The sequence below is a fragment of the Stagnimonas aquatica genome (assembly GCF_003730135.1).
GTDB classification, from domain to species: Bacteria; Pseudomonadota; Gammaproteobacteria; order Nevskiales; family Nevskiaceae; genus Stagnimonas; species Stagnimonas aquatica.
In genome coordinates this window covers 170296-187976 of sequence record NZ_RJVO01000008.1, presented here as the reverse complement: position 1 = coordinate 187976, position 17681 = coordinate 170296, and the positions used below count along the sequence as shown (strand labels likewise).

General features: G+C 67.0%; 15 protein-coding genes. 9 read left to right on the top strand and 6 right to left on the bottom strand.

What is annotated here, in order from left to right; all coding sequences use genetic code 11:
* The first annotated feature begins 453 nt into the window (after positions 1 to 453).
* Positions 454 to 3807, top strand: a complete 3354-nt coding sequence (locus ED208_RS15305) for a M36 family metallopeptidase (RefSeq protein WP_158608583.1) — start codon at positions 454 to 456, stop codon at positions 3805 to 3807.
* Here ED208_RS15305 and ED208_RS15300 read toward each other — a convergent pair.
* The 5 genes from ED208_RS15300 to ED208_RS15280 form a co-directional block, all read right to left on the bottom strand.
* Positions 3743 to 5581, bottom strand: a complete 1839-nt coding sequence (locus tag ED208_RS15300) for a M14 family zinc carboxypeptidase (protein WP_123212786.1) — start codon at positions 5579 to 5581, stop codon at positions 3743 to 3745. The two genes, ED208_RS15305 and ED208_RS15300, sit on opposite strands and share 65 nt — an antisense overlap.
* A gap of 53 nt (positions 5582 to 5634) precedes the next feature.
* A complete protein-coding gene (locus tag ED208_RS17875; RefSeq protein WP_436286628.1) occupies positions 5635 to 6279 on the bottom strand; it encodes a DUF1501 domain-containing protein in 645 nt (214 codons plus the stop codon).
* 657 nt (positions 6280 to 6936) lie between these two features.
* On the bottom strand, positions 6937 to 8511 hold the full coding sequence (locus ED208_RS15290; RefSeq protein ID WP_158608582.1) for a DUF1800 domain-containing protein: 1575 nt from the start codon (positions 8509 to 8511) through the stop codon (positions 6937 to 6939).
* A 153-nt stretch (positions 8512 to 8664) separates the two neighbouring features.
* Positions 8665 to 9303, bottom strand: coding sequence for a sensor histidine kinase (locus tag ED208_RS15285; protein ID WP_123212783.1), 639 nt, complete (start codon positions 9301 to 9303; stop codon positions 8665 to 8667).
* Positions 9300 to 9647: a tetratricopeptide repeat protein gene (locus ED208_RS15280; RefSeq protein WP_123212782.1), complete on the bottom strand. Its 348-nt coding sequence runs from the start codon at positions 9645 to 9647 to the stop codon at positions 9300 to 9302. Before ED208_RS15280 ends, ED208_RS15285 begins: the two co-directional genes overlap by 4 nt.
* 15 nt (positions 9648 to 9662) lie before the next feature.
* On the opposite strand from ED208_RS15280, the gene ED208_RS15275 reads away from it, so the two are divergent.
* Positions 9663 to 9872 carry a transcriptional regulator gene (locus ED208_RS15275; protein ID WP_123212781.1) on the top strand — a complete coding sequence of 70 codons (210 nt, stop codon included), beginning with the start codon at positions 9663 to 9665 and terminating at the stop codon, positions 9870 to 9872.
* Here ED208_RS15275 and ED208_RS15270 read toward each other — a convergent pair.
* Positions 9866 to 10585 carry a TetR/AcrR family transcriptional regulator gene (locus ED208_RS15270; RefSeq protein ID WP_123212780.1) on the bottom strand — a complete coding sequence of 240 codons (720 nt, stop codon included), beginning with the start codon at positions 10583 to 10585 and terminating at the stop codon, positions 9866 to 9868. The two genes, ED208_RS15275 and ED208_RS15270, sit on opposite strands and share 7 nt — an antisense overlap.
* A gap of 120 nt (positions 10586 to 10705) precedes the next feature.
* Between ED208_RS15270 and ED208_RS15265 the strand changes: the two genes are divergently transcribed.
* Genes ED208_RS15265 through ED208_RS15235 form a run of 7 tightly spaced genes read left to right on the top strand, consistent with a single transcriptional unit; the run spans position 10706 to position 17678 of the window.
* Positions 10706 to 11122 (top strand): hypothetical protein, encoded by a 417-nt coding sequence (locus ED208_RS15265; RefSeq protein WP_123212779.1) that lies wholly within the window; start codon positions 10706 to 10708, stop codon positions 11120 to 11122.
* Between the two features lie 16 nt (positions 11123 to 11138).
* A complete protein-coding gene (locus ED208_RS15260; protein WP_123212778.1) occupies positions 11139 to 12212 on the top strand; it encodes a VOC family protein in 1074 nt (357 codons plus the stop codon).
* A gap of 10 nt (positions 12213 to 12222) precedes the next feature.
* Positions 12223 to 13323, top strand: coding sequence for a fumarylacetoacetate hydrolase family protein (locus ED208_RS15255; protein WP_123212777.1), 1101 nt, complete (start codon positions 12223 to 12225; stop codon positions 13321 to 13323).
* A gap of 3 nt (positions 13324 to 13326) precedes the next feature.
* On the top strand, positions 13327 to 15285 hold the full coding sequence (locus ED208_RS15250) for an acyl-CoA synthetase (protein WP_123212776.1): 1959 nt from the start codon (positions 13327 to 13329) through the stop codon (positions 15283 to 15285).
* Positions 15282 to 15773, top strand: a complete 492-nt coding sequence (locus ED208_RS15245) for a DUF2505 domain-containing protein (RefSeq protein ID WP_123212775.1) — start codon at positions 15282 to 15284, stop codon at positions 15771 to 15773. Before ED208_RS15250 ends, ED208_RS15245 begins: the two co-directional genes overlap by 4 nt.
* Positions 15770 to 16075, top strand: a complete 306-nt coding sequence (locus ED208_RS15240) for a DUF2721 domain-containing protein (protein WP_123212774.1) — start codon at positions 15770 to 15772, stop codon at positions 16073 to 16075. The genes ED208_RS15245 and ED208_RS15240 overlap by 4 nt, the downstream gene beginning before the upstream one ends.
* Before the next feature lie 16 nt (positions 16076 to 16091).
* The gene (locus tag ED208_RS15235) at positions 16092 to 17678 is read left to right on the top strand and encodes a bifunctional 3-(3-hydroxy-phenyl)propionate/3-hydroxycinnamic acid hydroxylase (protein ID WP_123212773.1); all 1587 of its coding nucleotides are present in this window, start codon (positions 16092 to 16094) and stop codon (positions 17676 to 17678) included.
* Positions 17679 to 17681: the final 3 nt, after the last annotated feature.

Sequence of the window (17681 nt, the reverse complement as noted above, 5' to 3'; positions counted from 1 at the left end):
GCCGCCCAGACACCGTCAGCCGCGCATTGCCGTGTATCCGCATCCAAGACCCCAATGAGTTCAAAGCTCATCAGAGTCCCCAGCACCCTCAAATCACTGAACAACGTGGTGAGAAACGACACCTAGCTTGCCGATACGCCGGCCTTGAGCCGAGGTTCTGGGTGTGCCGCTGGTACCGGCACTAGAGCCGCCACCCCACCGCCTGTCGCGGCTACGAAAAGCATGACATCCCTGTCATCAGAACCGCCGCGACCGCGTTGTTGAGGGGTCCGCTGCGCCTGTTCCGGTGCGGTTTCCGGAGCACTTAACAAGTGCCTCCAGCAATCGTGAACACCGGCCAAATCAAATCTTGATGAGTCATTAACAAAGCCCGCAACTGCGGGCTTTGTTGTTGGCCCTCCAACCTTGTCGGGTGAGTCCATGCATTTCCGTCTCTTGCTGCAACACACCGCCTTGAGCCTCGCTTTGGCTGGCGGCCTCGGCACCGCCCTGGCCTCCGAACCTGCCTCGCAGGATGTGACGGTCTCCGGCACGCCCGGCGAAACCATCGTCGTCGAATGGACCGGCACGGCCCTGCCCGGCGTCTCCGGCGCCGGCAGTGCCGGCAGCCTGGCCGGCCTCAGCGGCGCCTGCCTGCCGGCCGGCCCGGACGACAGCCACGACATCAAGCTGGCGATCCCCGACGGGCTCTACGACCACAACCACCTCACCGCCGACTTCCAGATCACCTGGACCCCGGGCGAACCGGTGCCCGGCGGCCTGGTCAGCGATCCCGACCTGGCGCTGTCGGTGTACAGCGGAACGACCGAGCTGGGATCCAGCGACGGCGGCGATCCGCAGGAAACCGTCGGACTCAACGACCCGGCGAGCGGCACGCTGACCGCCGTGGTCTGCCCGTTCACCGCCAGCGCGCCCACCGACTACCACGCCACGCTCACCATCAAGGTGCTGAAGGCCGCCGAATGCCTGCCGCCGCCGAGCAAGGCGCTGGCCAATTCCACCGTGCCCTCGGCCGGCGCGGTCGGCGGTTTCGATGCCGCCGACCAGTACCGCCTGCCCAACTTCGACCAGTTCCTGCACGAGGCCAGCAGCCGCCGCAGCGCGCCACCGGCCAGCGGCCTGGGCGGACGCCACCAGTCGCCGATCTTCGATCTCGATCTCGGCCTGCCCAGCTTCCTCTGGGCGCGCAAGGACGCGCCGGTCGCGGCGGTCGGCGCGCTCGCCCCGCGCGAACTGCTGGTTGCCCGCGCCCGCGCACACCTGCGCAGCGAGGCCAAGCTGCTCAAGCTCAGTGCGGCGATGATCGACGAGGCCGAGGCCTACGACGCCCGCTACAACGGCGACGGCCCAGCGGTGGTCCGCTTCCGCCAGCGCCTCAACGGCACCGAGGTCTATCACCGGGGCCTCAACGTGCTGCTCGACCGGCAGGGTCAGCCGATTGCCACCTCCGGCTACTTCGCCACCGACTACGACGCCGCTGCCAGCCAATCGCTGCGCTACCAGCGCAGCGCCGCGCAGGCCATCGCCGCCGCCTGGGCCAGCTTCGGCGGCCAGTTGCCGGTTGGGCAGTTGTTGCGCACCGGCAGCAAGGCCGGCTTCGATCTCTACACCACACCCAGCCTCGGCAGCCGCTTCGTGTTCGAGCGCGCGCCGCGCGCCAAGCCGGTGTACTACCCGCGCGCCGGCCGCCTGGAACCCGCCTACGAGGTGGAGCTGTTCGCCCGCCACCGCGCCGCCGGCGGCGGCCTGCTGGCCTACTCGCTGGTGGTGTCCGGCCTGGATAGCACGGTATTGCACCGCGACAACCTGAGCGCCAATGCCAGCGCCTACAGCTACCGCGTGTTCGCCGATCCGGAGGGCATCCACCAGCCTTACGACGAACCGACCGGCAACGATCTGATCCCCTTCCCGTTCAGCGACCCGAACGCGGCAGTCAATGCCGTCAGCGCCACCGCCAACCTGATCACCCTGGTCAGCGGGCCGATTGCCAACGGCGATCCCTGGCTGCCGGACGGCGCCACCCAGACCACGGGCAACCACAGCGATGCCTGCATCGACCAGTACGATCTGCAGGGCGTGCCAATTGCCGTGCCGCCGCCGGTGAATTCCTGCGTCGAGGGCCTGGAGCCGCGCGCGCCGACCACCGGCGCCAACAGCTTCGACTACCCCATCGCCGCCTTCGACGACCCCAGCACCGACAACGCCAAGAACGCGGCGGTGGTGAGCATGTTCTACACCGTCAACTGGCTGCACGACTGGTGGTACGACCACGGCTTCGACGAGGTGGCCGGCAACGCCCAGACCAGCAACTACGGTCGCGGCGGCGTCGAAGGCGATCCGCTGCTGGCGCAGGGCCAGGACGGGTCCGGCCGCAACAACGCCAACATGGCCACGCCCTCGGACGGCAGCTCGCCGGTGATGCAGCAGTACCTGTTCAACGGCCTGATCAAGGGCACGGTGGAAGTCACCTCCGATCCCAGCATCGGCAAGATCGCCTTCAACGCCGTCGAATACGGCCCGCAGACCTACGACTACAGCGGCGTGGCGGTGGTCGGCAACGACCAGTTCGCCCCCACCAACGACGGCTGCACCGGCCTGGCGACGCCCGCCGGCCCGGCGCTGCCGGTCGTGGGTTCGCCGACGGTGGCAGTGCCGGTGCCGCAGCCCGATCCGAATCTGCTCGGCAAGATCGCGGTGATCGTCCGTGGCGGTGGCTGCCCCGGCTCCTACAAGGTGCGCTGGGCGGTGGAGTCCGGCGCCTCGGCGGTGCTGCTGGTGCACAACGGCGACGGCCCGCCGCCCTACCTCAGCAACGGCGACCTGCCAATCGACGCGCCGGTGCAGCCCACCAACTACCTGTACCAGGTGCCAATCGCGGTCATCAAGCGTGACGATGGCCAGAGGATCATGGACGCCATCGCCGCCGGCCAGGAGGTGAGCGTGCACATGGTGCGCGAGCCGACCATCGACCTCGACGGCACGCTCGACAACCTGATCATCGCGCACGAGTACTTCCACTACGTGCACCATCGCCTGACCGATTCCAGCAACAACCAGTCGAAGAGCATGAGCGAGGGCTGGGGCGACATCAACGCCTTCATGCTCGCAACCCGCGAGAACGACCGCACGGTGGCCGGCAACGACCAGTACCAGGGTGCCTACCCGGGTGCGACCTACGTGACCCAGAGCTACTTCTACGGCATCCGGCGCGCGCCCTACTCCACCGACTTCGCCAAGAACGCCTTCACCTTCAAGCACATCGCCAACGGCGAGGCGACGCCGGACGGCGGCGACGGCTCGATCAACTCGGAGGTGCACAACTCCGGCGAGATCTGGGCCAACATGATGTGGGAGTGCTACGTGGGCCTGCTCAACGACCCGCGCCACAGCTTCGCCGAGGCGCAGAAGCGGATGCAGGACTACATCATCGCCGGCTTCAAGATGACCCCGGCCGATGCCACCTACACCGAGGCGCGCGACGCGATCCTCAGCGTGGTGCTGGCCAACGACTTCCAGGACTACCAGGAATGCTCGAAGGGCTTCGCCAAGCGCGGCGCCGGCCTCAACGCGGTGTCGCCAGCGCGCGCCAGCACCGATCACGTCGGCGTGATCGAGGACTACAGCGAGTTCGTCTGCAAGGTGGACAACCCGGGCGGTGGTTCCAGCTCCGGCGGCACCAGCGGCGGTGGCAGTGGCGGCTCCTCGGGCGGCAGCCAGAGCGGCCGCTTCGGCGGCGGCGCGCTCAACCTGCTGCTGTTGCTGCCCCTGCTGCTGACGGGCCTGTTCCGTCGGCGACGGCTGGCCTAGTCCGACCATCAGCGCCGCAGCGATCCCCGGCCCAGTGCCGGGGATTTTTTTGCCCGCCGCTCAGCTCAGCGAGGGCCTGCGCGCAGCGGTAGATCGGGTAGAGCCCGTAGCGCTCGTCCCAGGAGGGGTGCCGGCGGTAGAAGAACTCCAGCCGCGCCTCCGGATCGGCGGCGAACACCGCGTCGCTCTGCAAGCGGCGCTGGAACTCCGCCGCCAGCGCAGGGTCGTCGGCGAGCAGTTGCGCGGCGACCTGCTCGGCGACATAGCCCTCCATGTACTCGACCTGCTCGTAGCAGCCGTTGAAGTAGCCCCAGGCGGCGTAGGAGTCGGGGCCGTGCGGCTCCAGCAAGGCCATCAGCAGGCGTGCGCCGGGCTGGGCGATGGGCACGAACAGCGAGCCGGCCGGCAGCTCGCGGGTCTCGGTCTGCCAGCGGCCTTCCAGCGTGAGCTTGGTGCGGCCCTCGTAGGTCTTGGCCGACAGCGCGTGGCGGTCGGCGCGGAAGGTTTCCACCTCGACCGAGGCCCGCGCCTCGGTCAGCCGCCGGTAGTCGAGGCCGTGCATATCCAGTTGCGTCGCCAGCCAGTCGGCATACGCGGCCGGCACCAGATAGCCGGCGCCGGGCGCGCGCTCGATCAGGCTGGGCTCCACCACGTCCTTCAGCGGCACCCGCCAGATCGCCGGCTGCTGGTCGTCGTAGCGGGTGGCGAGCGCGCCGGAGATCGCCGAGGGCGTGCGCGTGTAGGCGTAGCCACGGAAGTCGATCAGCGTCGTGTGCGCGCCGTTGCGGTAGTCCAGCGCCACCGACTCGCCGGCCAGCCGGGTGGCGGCGGCATCGGCGGCCTGGGCGCGCGCCAGCCAGTCGCGGCCATCGACCGCCGCCAACTCGCAGAGCGCGCGGATGCTGTTGCGGGTGATCCGCACGCGGGTGGCGTAGTCCTTCCAGGAATGGGTTTCCACCAGCACCGTCCAGCGGTTGCGCCAGGCCCAGTAGCCGGTGGAGAAGCGCGGCGCGTAGGCATCCACCACGAACCCGGAGGCGGGATCGTCGGCCTCGACCAGCGAGGGATAGAACGGCAGCGGCAGCGAGCCCTTGGCGGCCAGCCGGTCGAGGATGCCGTCGCGCAGCGCCACGCCGGTGGCGTGCAGGCCGGGCTCGCCGACGTGGATCGGCTCCACCTGGATCGAGATGTCGTGCTCGAACTGCGCGCCATTGGTGGCGTGCAGGTCCATATAGACCACCGGGTCCCAGTGGTTGAGCAGGCGCAGCAGGGCCTGCATCTCCGGCGCCGCCGCCTTGGTGTAGTCGCGGTTGAGGTTGAGATTGTGGGCGGTGGTGCGCCAACCCATCTCCTCCGGGCCGTTCTGGTTGGGGCGGTTCCAGGCCTTGAAGCGCTCGTGACCATCGGCATTGAGCACCGGCACGAACAGCAGCAGGCACTCGCGCAACAAGGGGCTGTCGGTCTCCAGCAGCTCGCGCAGTTCGGCGAAGCCGGCGTCCTTGCCATCGCACTCGCCGGGATGGATGCCGCCCTGCACCAGCAGCACCGGCAGGCCGCGCTCGCGGGCGGCTTCCGGCGTCAGCGCGCCGCTGGTGGAGACCACCAGGGCGTGCAGGGCGCGGCCTTCCGGCGTGTGGCCGAAGTCGAAGGCGCGCGCGGCCTGCGGCCAGCACTGCGCGTAGGCGCGACAGAGCGGGCCAACCTCGTCGTAGCGACCGGTGAGGCGGTAGCCGGAACGCTCGGCGAGTGTGGTCAGCGAAGCGGGGTTGGTCATGACGGCGAACACTCCGGAATCAGAAGATGCCGGAGGTTAGCCGAGCCCCCGTCTCAGCGCAGGAAGCCCCGCCAGTTGGCCGGTGCGGCGTAGCCACCGGGGAAAATTTCCTCCACCTGCGCCGGGCTCAGGCCCAGGCGCCCGGCGAGGATCTCGCCGAGCACGGCGCGGAAGTCGGTGGTCGGTTCCAGGTCTTCGCCCTGGTAGAGCGCGCTGGCCGACAGCCCCGGCCACTGGCCGTGGACACGGCCACCGAGCACGCCGGCGCCCATCAGCAGCATCGAGGACGCGGTGCCGTGGTCGGTGCCGCCGAGGTTTTCCTTGGCCTTGCGGCCGAACTCGGTCATGGTCACCAGGGTCACGCCGTCCATCAACTCGCCGAGATCGTCGTGGAAGGCACGCAGCGCACCGGCGAAGTTGGGCAGCGCCGCCGCATGGCGGCTGACCTGGTTGACGTGGGTATCCCAGTCGTCCTCGGAGCTGACCGAGATCACCCGCGGCGCCAGCCCGCCACGGATCGCCTGCGCGGCGACCTTGAGGCCCTGGCCCAAGCTGGTGGCCGGATAGCTCACCGTCGGCTCCGGCGGCGGCGAAGCCTGTAGCTCGCGCACGCCCTCGGCAAGCTGGCGGATGCGCTCGCCCGGCGTGCCGGCCAGGCCGGCGATGGTCTCGATCAGCGCGGTGGCGGCATCGCCCATCACCGAGCCGTGGTTGTAGTCGGCGAAATTGCGCACCGCGATGGCACCGGCATAGCCCTGGAAGCTGGCCGGCACCGCGCTCTCGGCGGCCAGCGCCGCCCAACTGCTGTCGGAGCTGTCGCGCAGCATCACCCGCGCCAGCCAGCCGCCGCTGACGCCGCTGCGGGCGCCGGCCTCGGCGATCGACTGCGCGAAAAAGTGCGAGCGGTCGCGTGCCTCCTGCGGCAGCCAGCCGGTGGCGGCGACAAAGCCCAGGCGGCCGCTGTCGTAGAGCGGCTTGAGGTCGGCGAGGCCGGGGTTGAGCCCGAAGTAGCCATCGAGGTCGAGCGGGCTGCCGACCTTGATGTTGGGACGCAGCGTCGCGTAGTCGGGATCGCCGTAGGGCACCAGCAGGTTGAGCCAGTCGGCGGCGAAGCGCTGGAACACCACCACCAGGGTATGCGGACTGGTGCCAACGGCGTTGCTGCCGCCAGTGCTGCCGGTGGTCACGGCGCCGGTGGAGGTGGTCGAGGTAACCCCGGAGCTGGTCGCACCGCCGCTGGCGGCAGCCGGCGGCGCGGCGGCGGGGGCGGTGGTTTCGCCGGGGCGGGAGCCGCAGGCTGCGGTGCCGCTGGCGGCCAGCAGGGTGAGCAGGGCGCGTCGGGAGAGCATGGGGGACTACCTCAGCAGGAACCAGGGCGAGGCGAGCAGCACGAACACCAGACCCTTCACCCGCTTTTCCAGCTCGGTGTTGGTCATCTCGGCGTCGGGGTCGGCGTCCTGGGCGACGAAGGCCAGCGCGGCGGCACTGGCGGCCTCCGGCAGCGGGGTGAACAGCAGATTGGCGACCGCGTTGCTGACCGCCTTCCGGGGCGTCTTGGCGCGGGTGACGCCGGTGGCAACGCTGTTGCCCAGGGTCAGGAAGCTGATCGGATCGGACAGCAGATAGCTGAAGCTGAGGCCCTCCACCAGCCCGACCAGGAACTTCTGCTGGTAGAGCATGGTGTTGCTGTTGCCCCAGTAGTCGGCGCTGTCCGGGTAGCCGTTGGGCGGCACCCAGCCGAAGGGCTCGTGGCCGGCCTGCACCAGCGAGTTGAACAGCAGGCCGTTCGGCGCCGCGACCGGGATGCCGAACAGATTGGTGTTGGCGAGCTGATCGACCTGGTTGATGCCGCAGGCGCGCAGGGCGCCGACCATCGCTTCCAGCGGCCGCTTCAGCTTGGCGCCGGCGCTGGCCTCGAATTCCGCCGAGTTGAGGATCAGCCGCAGCATCGCCTTGATGTCGCCGCCGGTGGCGGTGAACGTGGCGGCGACGCGCTCGACCAGCGCCGCCGGCGGATCGTCGGCGACGAAGCGGCGGCAGAGCTTGCTGGCGATGTGCTGGGCGGTGCCGGGGTGGGCCAGGATCAGGTCCAGCGCGCGGTCGATTTCCGCCTCGCCGCCACCCGCCGGGAAGTCGACGCCGAGGAAGTGCTTGGCGCTGCCGTCGTGCTGGCTGGCGTTGAACTGCACGGTGCCATAGGCGAGCGCGCTGAACGGCAGGTCGGTGATGAAACCCAAGCCGCTCAGGATCAGCGACAGCGCCTTCATGTCGGCCTCGCTGTAGCCGCCGCCCTTGCCCAGGCTGTGCAGCTCCAGCAGCTCGCGGGCGTAGTTCTCGTTGATCTGGCCGCTGCGGTTCAGCCAGTTGTCGAGGTAGTGCAGCATCTCGGCGCTGCGCACGCTGGCCTTCAGCAGGGTCTTGAAATTGCCGAGGGCATTGGCGCGGATGACGTTGCGATCAAAGTCGATCTTCAGCGGCACCGGATTCTTGCGGATATAAGTGTTGAAGTGGTCGTTCCAGAAATCGACCATCACCTCGTGCAACTGGGCGCTGGACAGCAGGGCGCGGTGCAGCATCGCGCTCTGCAATTCCAGTTGGTGGATGTTGACCACGAAGCCGGCGCCGGTGCTCAGATAAATCGCCGACCCGCTGGTGTTGATCAGCGGATAGAGCGCGGCGGTGAGGGTTTCGGCGAGCAGATCGCTGGCGGCGAGTTGCTCCTCGATGTAGGCGGCACGGCCGACGGCGCGCACCCGCGCCAGGCTGGCCGGCGTCGGGCCGAAGCTGATCCGCCGCAACAGATGCAGGTCGAGATCGGAGCCGGCGACCTCGCCGGGCTCCATCGCCATCGCGCTGCGGCCAAAGTCGGCCAGCAGTCCGCCATAAAGGGCCGAGTAGCCGGCCAACTGAAGAAAGGTTCTGCGCTGCATCATGGTCACCGCCTGCCTTGCCTGCCGGCCGGAGCCGGGCTTGGGTTTTACTCCCAACAATCGTGCCTACCGATTCAGCTTGCATTGAAACCCAGGCCGGCGGCCGGCACCAGAGGCCGCCTGTCAGGTTCCGGGCCGTCGCAGGCGCGCCGCTCAGGTGGTCAGCGGGAAGCGCAGCAGCACCTTGGTGCCGCCCTGGGTGGCTTCGTCCCACTGAATGTCGCCCTGCAACTCGGCGGCGCGCTCGCGCATGCCGACGGTGCCCTGGCCGGCGCCGATCCCCTGCGGGTCGTAGACGCCGTAGTCGGTGATCTCCAGCACCAGCTCGCCGGCCAGCTCGCTGACGCGCACCCGCAGCGCCCGGGTCCGGCCGTGGCGCAGCGCATTGCTCACCGCCTCGCGGACGATGCGCGAGAGATGCAGCACCCGCGCCTGGTCGAGCGCCACCGCCGGCAGCGGCGACTGTTGCTGCCAGTCCAGCGCGACATCGAGCGCGCCCAGCCGCTGCGCCAGCTCGGCGCGGATGGTGTCCAGCAGTTCCGGCAACGGACCGGCGGCGCGCGCCGACTGCGACACCACATCACGCAAGATTTGCAGCGCCTCGCGGGCACGGTCGGCCTGCGCCGGCGTCTCGGCACCGTAGACCAGATCGAGCAGCTTGGCGCCGAGATCGTCGTGCAGGTTCTGGTAGATGCGCTGACGCTCGCGCAGCAGCTCGCCGTCAGCGCCGGCGGCGCTGGCCGGCGCAGGTGCCGACCGACGGCGGCGGCGCAACCAGGCGGACAGGCTCACGGCGCCAGCGCCGCCTCGGCCTGGGCCAGCCGCTCGCGCGCCTTCCGCACCCTGGGATTCCGCTCGCCGAAGGTGGCCACCAACCCGGGCAGCACGCCTTCCAGCATCTGCTGCGCGCCGCGATAGTCGCCGGACTCCAGCAGCGCGCGGCCGTAGTTGCCGCCCCAGGCGACGACATTGCCATTGCCGTCGCCGAACACCTTGAGCGCTTCCGGGTACATCGCCCGGTAGATCGCCAAGGCCTCCGACAGGCGCTTCTGCTCGATGAGGAACACCGCGTACTCGTCACCCGGGTAGTCGGCGAAGCTCAGCAGCAGGTCGGCGTAGCAACCGTAGATGGCCATGCGCAGGCGCTGCGCGTGGTGGCGACCATCTGCGACCCCGACGAAAACGTCTTCGCCACCCTCAAACGCTGCTCCGAAGGCTATGTGCTGAAGGAGCAGTCCAAGAACCAGCTCGCCGACATGCTGCGCGCCATGGTCGGCGGCCAACCGCCGCCGAATCCGCTCAGCCCGCGTGAACGGGAAGTTCTATCGCTGATCGGCAAGGGCTATCTGAACGATCAGTGATCTACCGATGCGGGTTTCACCAGAGGTAGCGGGCGCCCGGCTATCGCATCGGCTTCATCAATGGTCAGGCCAAGACCAAAAAGCAAGTTGCTGGCTGCGCGCTCGGGAAGGTCCGCAGCGGTCAGGCCAAGCAGCGCGAACTCCCGCGAGCGTTCGCCTTCGATCTCGATGCTCGCTGCAATCGCACCCAGGACACCACCACCGAAGGTGATGAAGCTCATCAGCGGATCAGTGAGCTTGAACCGCCCCTTGGCTACCCCCTTCTGAATGTCGCGAAGCAGACGCACGCCCAAGCCACGCGAAAGTACGCGCGCGGACAAGCCCTCGCGAACTAGGAAGCGGCCCCACAGAGGTTCGCGTCGGGCGCGCAACAAGGTGTGGCGAACGCTGATCGCGATCACCTCGGCGGGGTCGTCGACGTTTACGACCAGGTGATCGAGCGCGTCCCCGAACTCTTCGAACACCTGATCTATCAGGGCGGCATAGACCGCCTCCTTGGACTCGAAGTGGTTGTAGAACGATCCGATCCCCACATCGGCGGTTTCGGTGATCTCGTTGATGGCGACGCCGTCGACGCCCTTCTCGGCCATCAGCCGAAACGCGGCCTCCAGCAACTTGTCCCGTGTTTCGCGGCGACGCCGCGCACCGCGAGGCTCCTTGGCGATGGCCGGCTTTGCGGTGGGTCGGGGACGGGGGCTTTTGGGGGCGGGCATGAGACAGGAACCGAAAACTGACCTCGGCATTGTACCTTGATTGTTCATTGTTGAATAATTATTCAATTACGAATAAAGTCTCACAAAAGACGCACCAACGACGTCCTCTGGAGGAGAGACATGAGCTTCGCGGTTGCCCCCGCTCGCCCGCTGACAGCGGAAGAAATCCAGCGCTATCGCGACGACGGCGTGGTGATGGTCAAGGGCGCCATTGGTGCCTCGTGGCTGCGCCTGATCGAATCCAGGATCGAAAAGGCGCGCAGCGACATGCGGATGCCCGTCCACTTCCGCCACGAATCGCGCGTCGGCGGAGAACTCCGCGCCGCCGCCCCTCCGCGCATCCTGCCAAGGCCGATCAAAGCGGAGCGCGAGGCTCGTCGCCGGCCCGGGGCTCCGAGCCGGCTGCAACTGCTCGGTTCCGGTTGGACCAATCTGCGAGCGGCCGCGCAACTGAAGCTCCGCGCCAAACCGCTGGCCCTGCAGCAAACCTGGTCGGCGCAGGCGCCAGCTCCATCCGATTCGCCTAGCTCCCTGTGAGCCCAAGAAACCGCCCATGACCGAACTACGCACATCGCAACCAGCCCGCCACCCGAGCCCAACGGCAAAAGCGGTCGCCCTTTCACATCTGATCTTCGAGCGGCCCGATCTGCCGCGTGCGGGGGAGTTCCTGCGCGACTTCGGTCTCCAGATCGCGACCTCGACCGAGGAATCGCTGCACCTGCGCGGGACATCCTCGGCGCCTTACTGCTACCGCATTCATCACGGCGATCATGCCCGTTTCCTTGGGATGGGCTTCGCTGTCGCCAGCCGTGAGGAACTCGAAGCCCTCTCACGCCTTCCCGGCGCAAGCTGCATCGAGCCGGTACGCCACCCTGGCGGGGGGGAGCAGGTGGTCCTGACTGACCCTTCCGGATTCACCATCGAAGTGATTCACGGACAGATCCCGGTCGACGAGCTGCCGCATCGCGGCCCGATTCACTTCAACTCGGCGGGTCAGAGCCTCCGCGTCAATGGCACGCAGCGTCCACCCGCCCAAGCGCCGGAGGTGATCCGTCTCGGTCACTGCGTCATCGAGGTCGCCGACTACCAGGCGACCAGCGCCTGGTACACGCAGCATCTGGGGCTGATTCCGAGCGATGTACAGGTGTTGCCGGACGGCTCTCCCGCCGTCTGCTTCTTCCGTCTCGATCTCGGCGACCGGCCTGCCGATCACCACACTCTGGCAATGGCGCAGGGCTTCATGCCGCTCTACAGCCACAGCGCCTTCGAGGTGATCGACGCCGACGCTGTAGGCATGGGTCAGCGCGTGCTGCGTGAGAAGGGATGGCGGCACGCCTGGGGCATCGGTCGGCACATCCTCGGAAGCCAGATCTTCGACTACTGGAACGATCCCTGGGGTGCGAAACACGAGCACTACTGCGACGGCGATCTATTCACGGCGGATCGCCCGACGGGCGTGCACCCGGTCAGCCGCGAGGCGATGGCGCAGTGGGGGCCGCCGATGCCGGCAAGCTTCACGAAACCCAAGCTCACGCCTGCGGCATTGCTGGCGCTGATCCAGAACCTGCGTCGAAGCCCGGACCTCAACGTCCGCAAGCTCGTCACCCTCGCCAAGCTCTTCGGTTGAGCCGCCGTGCATGCCTACCGATCTCGATCGTCGCGCGCTGTTGAAAGGCAGCGCGATCACGGCGGCGGCTCTGGGCCTCGGGCTGCCGCTCTCCGCCTGTGAATCTCCGCCAGTCCAAACCACTTCTCCGACTCCACACGCTCCGGAACCCAATGCCATGACCATCAACATCGTCCGCTTCGAGCACCAGGGCCTCCCGCGGTGGGGCGTCATTCGCGGCGAGCGGATCACGCCGGTCCCCGGCGACTTCGCAACCACCGGTGATTTCGTACGCGCAGCCTCGATCCCACACCTCGCCAACCTCTCGGGTGAAAGCTTGGCGCTGTCCGAGGTAGCGCTTCTCTCGCCGGTGACGAGCAACCAGCAGTTCGTCTGCCAGGGTGCGAATTACCGCCAGCACATGATCGAGTCCGGCATGGACCCGGACGTGAAGACCTACAACATGATCTTCACCAAAGCCCAAAGCTGCATCTGCGCGGCCGACAGCGAGGTCATCAAGCCGCAGCGCGTGCAGTTCCTCGACTACGAAATCGAACTGGGACTGGTGCTGAAGAAGGCCATCAGCGGCCCTGTCCAGGTGACCGACGCCAACCTGCACGAGTACGTGGCCGCAGCGGTGATCGTCAACGACTACTCGGCGCGCGACGTGCAGATTCCGCAGATGCAGTTCTACAAGGGCAAGTCCTTCCGCACCTTCGGCCCGGTCGGCCCCTGGCTCACGCTGCTGGATGCCAGCAGCATTTCCGTGCTCAAGGGACTGCAACTGAAATTGACGGTCAACGGCGAAGTGCGCCAGAGCGACAGCACCGCCAACCTCGTGTACGGCCCGGCGGAGACGCTGACGGAACTCTCCGGGGTGCAGAACTTCGAGCCCGGCGACTTGATCGCCACGGGGACGCCTGCCGGTTGTGCGCTTTCGATCCCCTCGCCGGCGAAGCAGAAGCTCGGCGCGCTGCTGCCAGAGAAGAAGAAGTGGGAAATCTTCTTCAAGGTTCAGAGCAAACGAAGCCAGTACCTGAAGGTCGGTGACCAGGTGGAAGCCAGCATCCGCTCCGCCGACGGTCGATTCGACCTCGGCACTCAGCGCAATCGCATCATCGCCGAGGGCTAACACATGTCGGGTATCGCCAACCTCCGCGACGTCGAAGCGGCGGAGGCCGGGGGACTGCCGGCCTCGCTGCCGTCCAACACCTTTGAAATGCTCCAGCAGGGCGCGCGGATCAACCCCGAGGCCCCCGCGCTGAGCTTCTTCCTGACCACCGCCGAGCACCGCAATCCAGAGACCTGGAACTATCGGGAGCTGCTCGCCGAGATCACTCGTACGGCGAACTTCTTCCACCGAATCGGCGTGAAGAAGGACAGCGTCATCGCCTTCGTTTTGCCCAATCTTCCCGAGACCCATTTCGTGATCTGGGGCGGCCAGGCCAGCGGCGTTGTCGCCGCGCTGAATCCGCTGCTCGAAGGCCCGGCGCTCGGCGAACTGCTGCACGCGGCCCAGGCCTCGGTGCTGGTCACGCTCGCGCCGTTCCCGGGTACTGACCTGTGGTCGAAGCTGCAGCCACAGCTCAAGCAGGTCCCCACGCTGAAGCATCTGGTGCTGATCGGACTGCCGGATCGGGTGCGGGGCTTCAAACGCTTCGGGGCGAAGCTGATGCAGCGGCGGGAGACCGTCCGCCTGCACGGCAGGGCGAACTTGCGCGGGGCCGTGCCCTCGCACATCGAGATCCACGACTTCGCGCGTGCCCGGAAATCGCAGACCGATACTCGCCTGAACAGCGGCCGGCGGTTCTCGGCCGATGACGCCTCGTCCTACTTCTGCACGGGCGGCACCACGGGTCTTCCAAAGATCGCGATGCGCCGACACGGCAACGAGGTCGCGAATGCCTGGAGTGCCGGGCAGTTCCTCGGTGATGGAGTGGGGCCCGGCAAGGTCGTCTTCTGCGGCCTGCCGTTGTTCCACGTCAACGGCGTTCTGGTGACGGGTCTGCTGCCATTCTCGAAGGGCGCGCATGTAGTGCTCGGCACTCCCCAAGGCTATCGCGGCGACGGGGTGGTGAAGCGCTTCTGGGAGATCGTCGAGCATCACCGGATCAACTTCTTCAGCGGGGTGCCGACGCTCTACGCCGGGCTGATGCAGGTGCCGATTGGCGGCCGCGACATTCGCTCACTCGAATACGGCCTCTGCGGCGCTGCGCCGATGCCGGTGGAAGTCTTCAACAGCTTCCAGCGACAGACAGGTCTGAAGATCCTCGAAGGCTACGGTCTCACCGAAGCCACCTGCGTCAGCAGCGTCAATCCGCCACTGGGCGAGCGCCGGCCGGGCTCTATCGGCCTGCGCGTGCCGGGCCAGTCCATGAAGGTGGTGGCGTTGGATGAGCAGGGTGGCTATCAGCGTGATTGCGTGATCGGCGAGGTTGGCGTGCTGGCCATTTCGGGCCCCAACGTTTTCGACGGCTACCTCATCGAGGCGCAAAACAAGGGCCTCTGGATCGACTGTAGAGACGGTCAGCGTTGGCTCAACACCGGCGACCTGGCCCGGCAGGATGCGGAGGGCTACTTCTGGCTGACCGGCCGCAAGAAGGAGCTGATCATCCGCGGCGGCCACAACATCGACCCGGCGAGCATCGAAGAACCGCTTCACAAGCATCCCGCCGTTCAGGTCGCTGCTGCGGTCGGCCGGCCCGACGCGCACTCCGGCGAACTGCCGGTGGCCTATGTCCAGCTCAAGCCGGGCGCCGTGGTCACGGAGCAGGAACTTCTGAAGTTCGCCCAGGAGCATGTGGGTGAGCGCGCCGCCTGGCCGAAGCAGGTCGTGATCATCGAGCAGATGCCGCTCACCGGCGTCGGCAAGATCTTCAAGCCGGACCTCAAAAAGCGCGAGGCGCACATCGCGCTTTCGGCGGCCATCAAGGCTGCCGGCCTCGACGTGGACTTGATCGCGATCACCGACGACAAGACGAAGGGCATGAGCGCCACCGTCAAGCTCGCTTCGGGCTCGTCCGCCGACGCGGTTCGCAAAGTCCTCGGGCAGTTCGCGCTTCCGTTCGTGATCGAGGCCGGAGAGCAGACGTGAAGCTGGAACTTGTCGCCTCCTACTCAGCCGCATCGGAGGTCGTGCTCCGAGCCATGACCGACCGACGGTTTCACGAGGACAAAATTCGGCTGCTTGGCGCGGTGCAATCCGAGGTCATCAACTGTTCGACGCAGGGGGCGGAGTTCGAGATCCGAATCCGTCGAACGATGCGCAATGAGCGGCCAGTCCCTGCGGGGCTCCGCGGGCTGCTGCCCGAGACATCGGTCGTCGAACATCGCGATCACTGGAACGCAAAGACCGGCCGGGGAACGGTCGCGATCAGCATTCAGGGCGTCCCTGTGGAGCTCTCCTGCGCCATTGAACTGGCGGCGACTACGGCGGGCACCGATCTCAAGCACCGGTGGGACATTCGTAGCCGTCTCCCGGTTATCGGCGGCGCGTTGGAGAAATTCATCGCCGCTGATCTGCCGAGGTTGATGGAGTTGGAGACGAGAGCAGGCTCCGCACTACTGGAGCGCTACCGGTGACTGCCTTGACCTTCAGTACCGCTGGATTGCCGTTCCCGGCCATTTCGCTGTTGATGCTGGCGTACACCAATCGCTTTCTGGCGTTGTCCGGTTTGGCCAGGCAGTTGATCGCCAAGCACCACGAGCGTCCGTCGGAAGAACTGCGCGCCCAGGTCCGGAATCCTTCCTTGCGACTAAACCTGCTTCGCCATGAGCGGACAACCGCTATTCGATGGGGCCGGTTTTGGCCCCGAACCAATCCAATTCCTCTCGCCATCAACGCGCGCATGCCGGTGCCTCGCGGAGCACCTGGTCGCCACTAACTGAGCCTCCATTTCCATGAAAGAAGTACCCAATGCAGTTGATGTGCTCGTGGTCGGATACGGCCCAGTGGGGGCCGCTGTTGCCGCGTTGCTCGGCGGCTATGGCATAAACACCTTGGTAATCGACAAGGCGCCGGACATTCTGATGGCGCCACGCGCGATCGCACTCGACAACGAGGCGCTGCGCATCCTGCAGATGGTGGGACTTGGGGAGAACGCGTTTCCGAAGGTGGCGATTCCCTACGTTCGGATGCTGTGTCCGATTGTCGGCGAGTTTGGTCGCGTCAACTCGGGCGGGACCATCGACGGCCACCCGAAGCTGGTGACGTTCTATCAGCCCGACCTGGAACGTGCGCTACGAAAGAAGGTGGCGGACCGAGGCTCGGTCCAGGTCTGCACCAGCGCTGAAATGCTCAGCGCCCAAGAAGATGAACGTGGCTTCGATGTCGTCATTCGCTTTCCCAGCGGTGCAGAAAGCACGGTGCGGACCCGATACCTGGTCGGCGCTGACGGCGCCGGCTCCGTGGTTCGCAAGCTCATTGGCCAGGACTTCGAGGGCAAGACCTACGCCGAGGACTGGTTGATCGTCGATGCCAAGAATGTGCCCGGCAACTTCGACCACATCGAGTTCATCTGCGATCCCAAGCGGCCGACGCCGCACATGGTCGCCCCGGGGGGGCGTATCCGCTGGGAGTTCATGCTGCGGCCGGGCGAAACCCGCGAGCAGATGGAAAGCGACGAGACGATCACGCGACTGCTCCAGCCCTGGGCCCGGGCTGGCGAGCTGAAGATTGAGCGCAAGGCCGTGTACCGGTTCCACGCGCGGTCCTGCAAGCGTTACAGCCGCGGCAATGCGTTTCTGGTTGGCGACGCCGCCCACATCACGCCGCCGTTCGTGGGTCAGGGGCTGGTGGCCGGGCTGCGCGACGCGGCCAACCTGAGCTGGAAGCTGGCCTGGGTGCTCAAAGGGCGCATGTCGCCCGTTGCGCTGGAGACCTACGATCAGGAACGCCGCCCACACGCGACGCAGATGATCGCCCTGGCCAAGCTGATGGGGCGCCTGGTCATGCCGAGCAACAAGCTGATGGCCATCCTGATCCACGGAACGATGGCGCTGCTTCGCCGCATTCCCCCACTCAGGAATCATTTCGACGAATTGGGCATCAAGCCCAAGAACGAGTTTTCCGACGGGCTGTTCGTGAAAGGCCAATCACGGATACGCCGGGGGCGGGTACTGCCGCAGGGCTTTGTCCGCTCCAGCTCGGGACAAGGCCTGCTGAGTGATGACGCGCTGGGTAACGGGCTGACCCTGGTTGGTTTCGGACAGAGTCCCCTCCCGCACCTCAAAGCGACGACGCTTCGGAAGTGGGAATCGGTCGGAGGCCTGATTTCACAGATCAACCATCGTGGCGGCTCGGACGATGAAGCCGACAACGTCTTCGAGGACCTCGAGAGCCGCTTGCTGAGCTCTGGGCAGTTGTACGGCTGGTGCGCGGTGGTCCGACCCGACCGCACCGTCCTGCACGACGGCCCGATCTCGGAAGCGGATCGCCTCGTCCGTGAATCGATTGAACTGCTGAACCCGCCCGGTCTCCGGACGTAATCG

Excerpts from the sequence above, each read along its gene's own strand:
- ED208_RS15300 (WP_123212786.1), bottom strand. The coding sequence starts at position 5,581 with ATGACCAACCCCGCTTCGCTGACCACACTCGCCGAGCGTTCCGGCTAC.
- ED208_RS17875 (WP_436286628.1), bottom strand. The coding sequence starts at position 6,279 with ATGGGCGATGCCGCCACCGCGCTGATCGAGACCATCGCCGGCCTGGCC.
- ED208_RS15290 (WP_158608582.1), bottom strand. The coding sequence starts at position 8,511 with ATGCAGCGCAGAACCTTTCTTCAGTTGGCCGGCTACTCGGCCCTTTAT.
- ED208_RS15280 (WP_123212782.1), bottom strand. The coding sequence starts at position 9,647 with ATGGCCATCTACGGTTGCTACGCCGACCTGCTGCTGAGCTTCGCCGAC.
- ED208_RS15270 (WP_123212780.1), bottom strand. The coding sequence starts at position 10,585 with ATGCCCGCCCCCAAAAGCCCCCGTCCCCGACCCACCGCAAAGCCGGCC.
- ED208_RS15265 (WP_123212779.1), top strand. The coding sequence starts at position 10,706 with ATGAGCTTCGCGGTTGCCCCCGCTCGCCCGCTGACAGCGGAAGAAATC.
- ED208_RS15260 (WP_123212778.1), top strand. The coding sequence starts at position 11,139 with ATGACCGAACTACGCACATCGCAACCAGCCCGCCACCCGAGCCCAACG.
- ED208_RS15255 (WP_123212777.1), top strand. The coding sequence starts at position 12,223 with ATGCCTACCGATCTCGATCGTCGCGCGCTGTTGAAAGGCAGCGCGATC.
- ED208_RS15250 (WP_123212776.1), top strand. The coding sequence starts at position 13,327 with ATGTCGGGTATCGCCAACCTCCGCGACGTCGAAGCGGCGGAGGCCGGG.
- ED208_RS15235 (WP_123212773.1), top strand. The coding sequence starts at position 16,092 with ATGAAAGAAGTACCCAATGCAGTTGATGTGCTCGTGGTCGGATACGGC.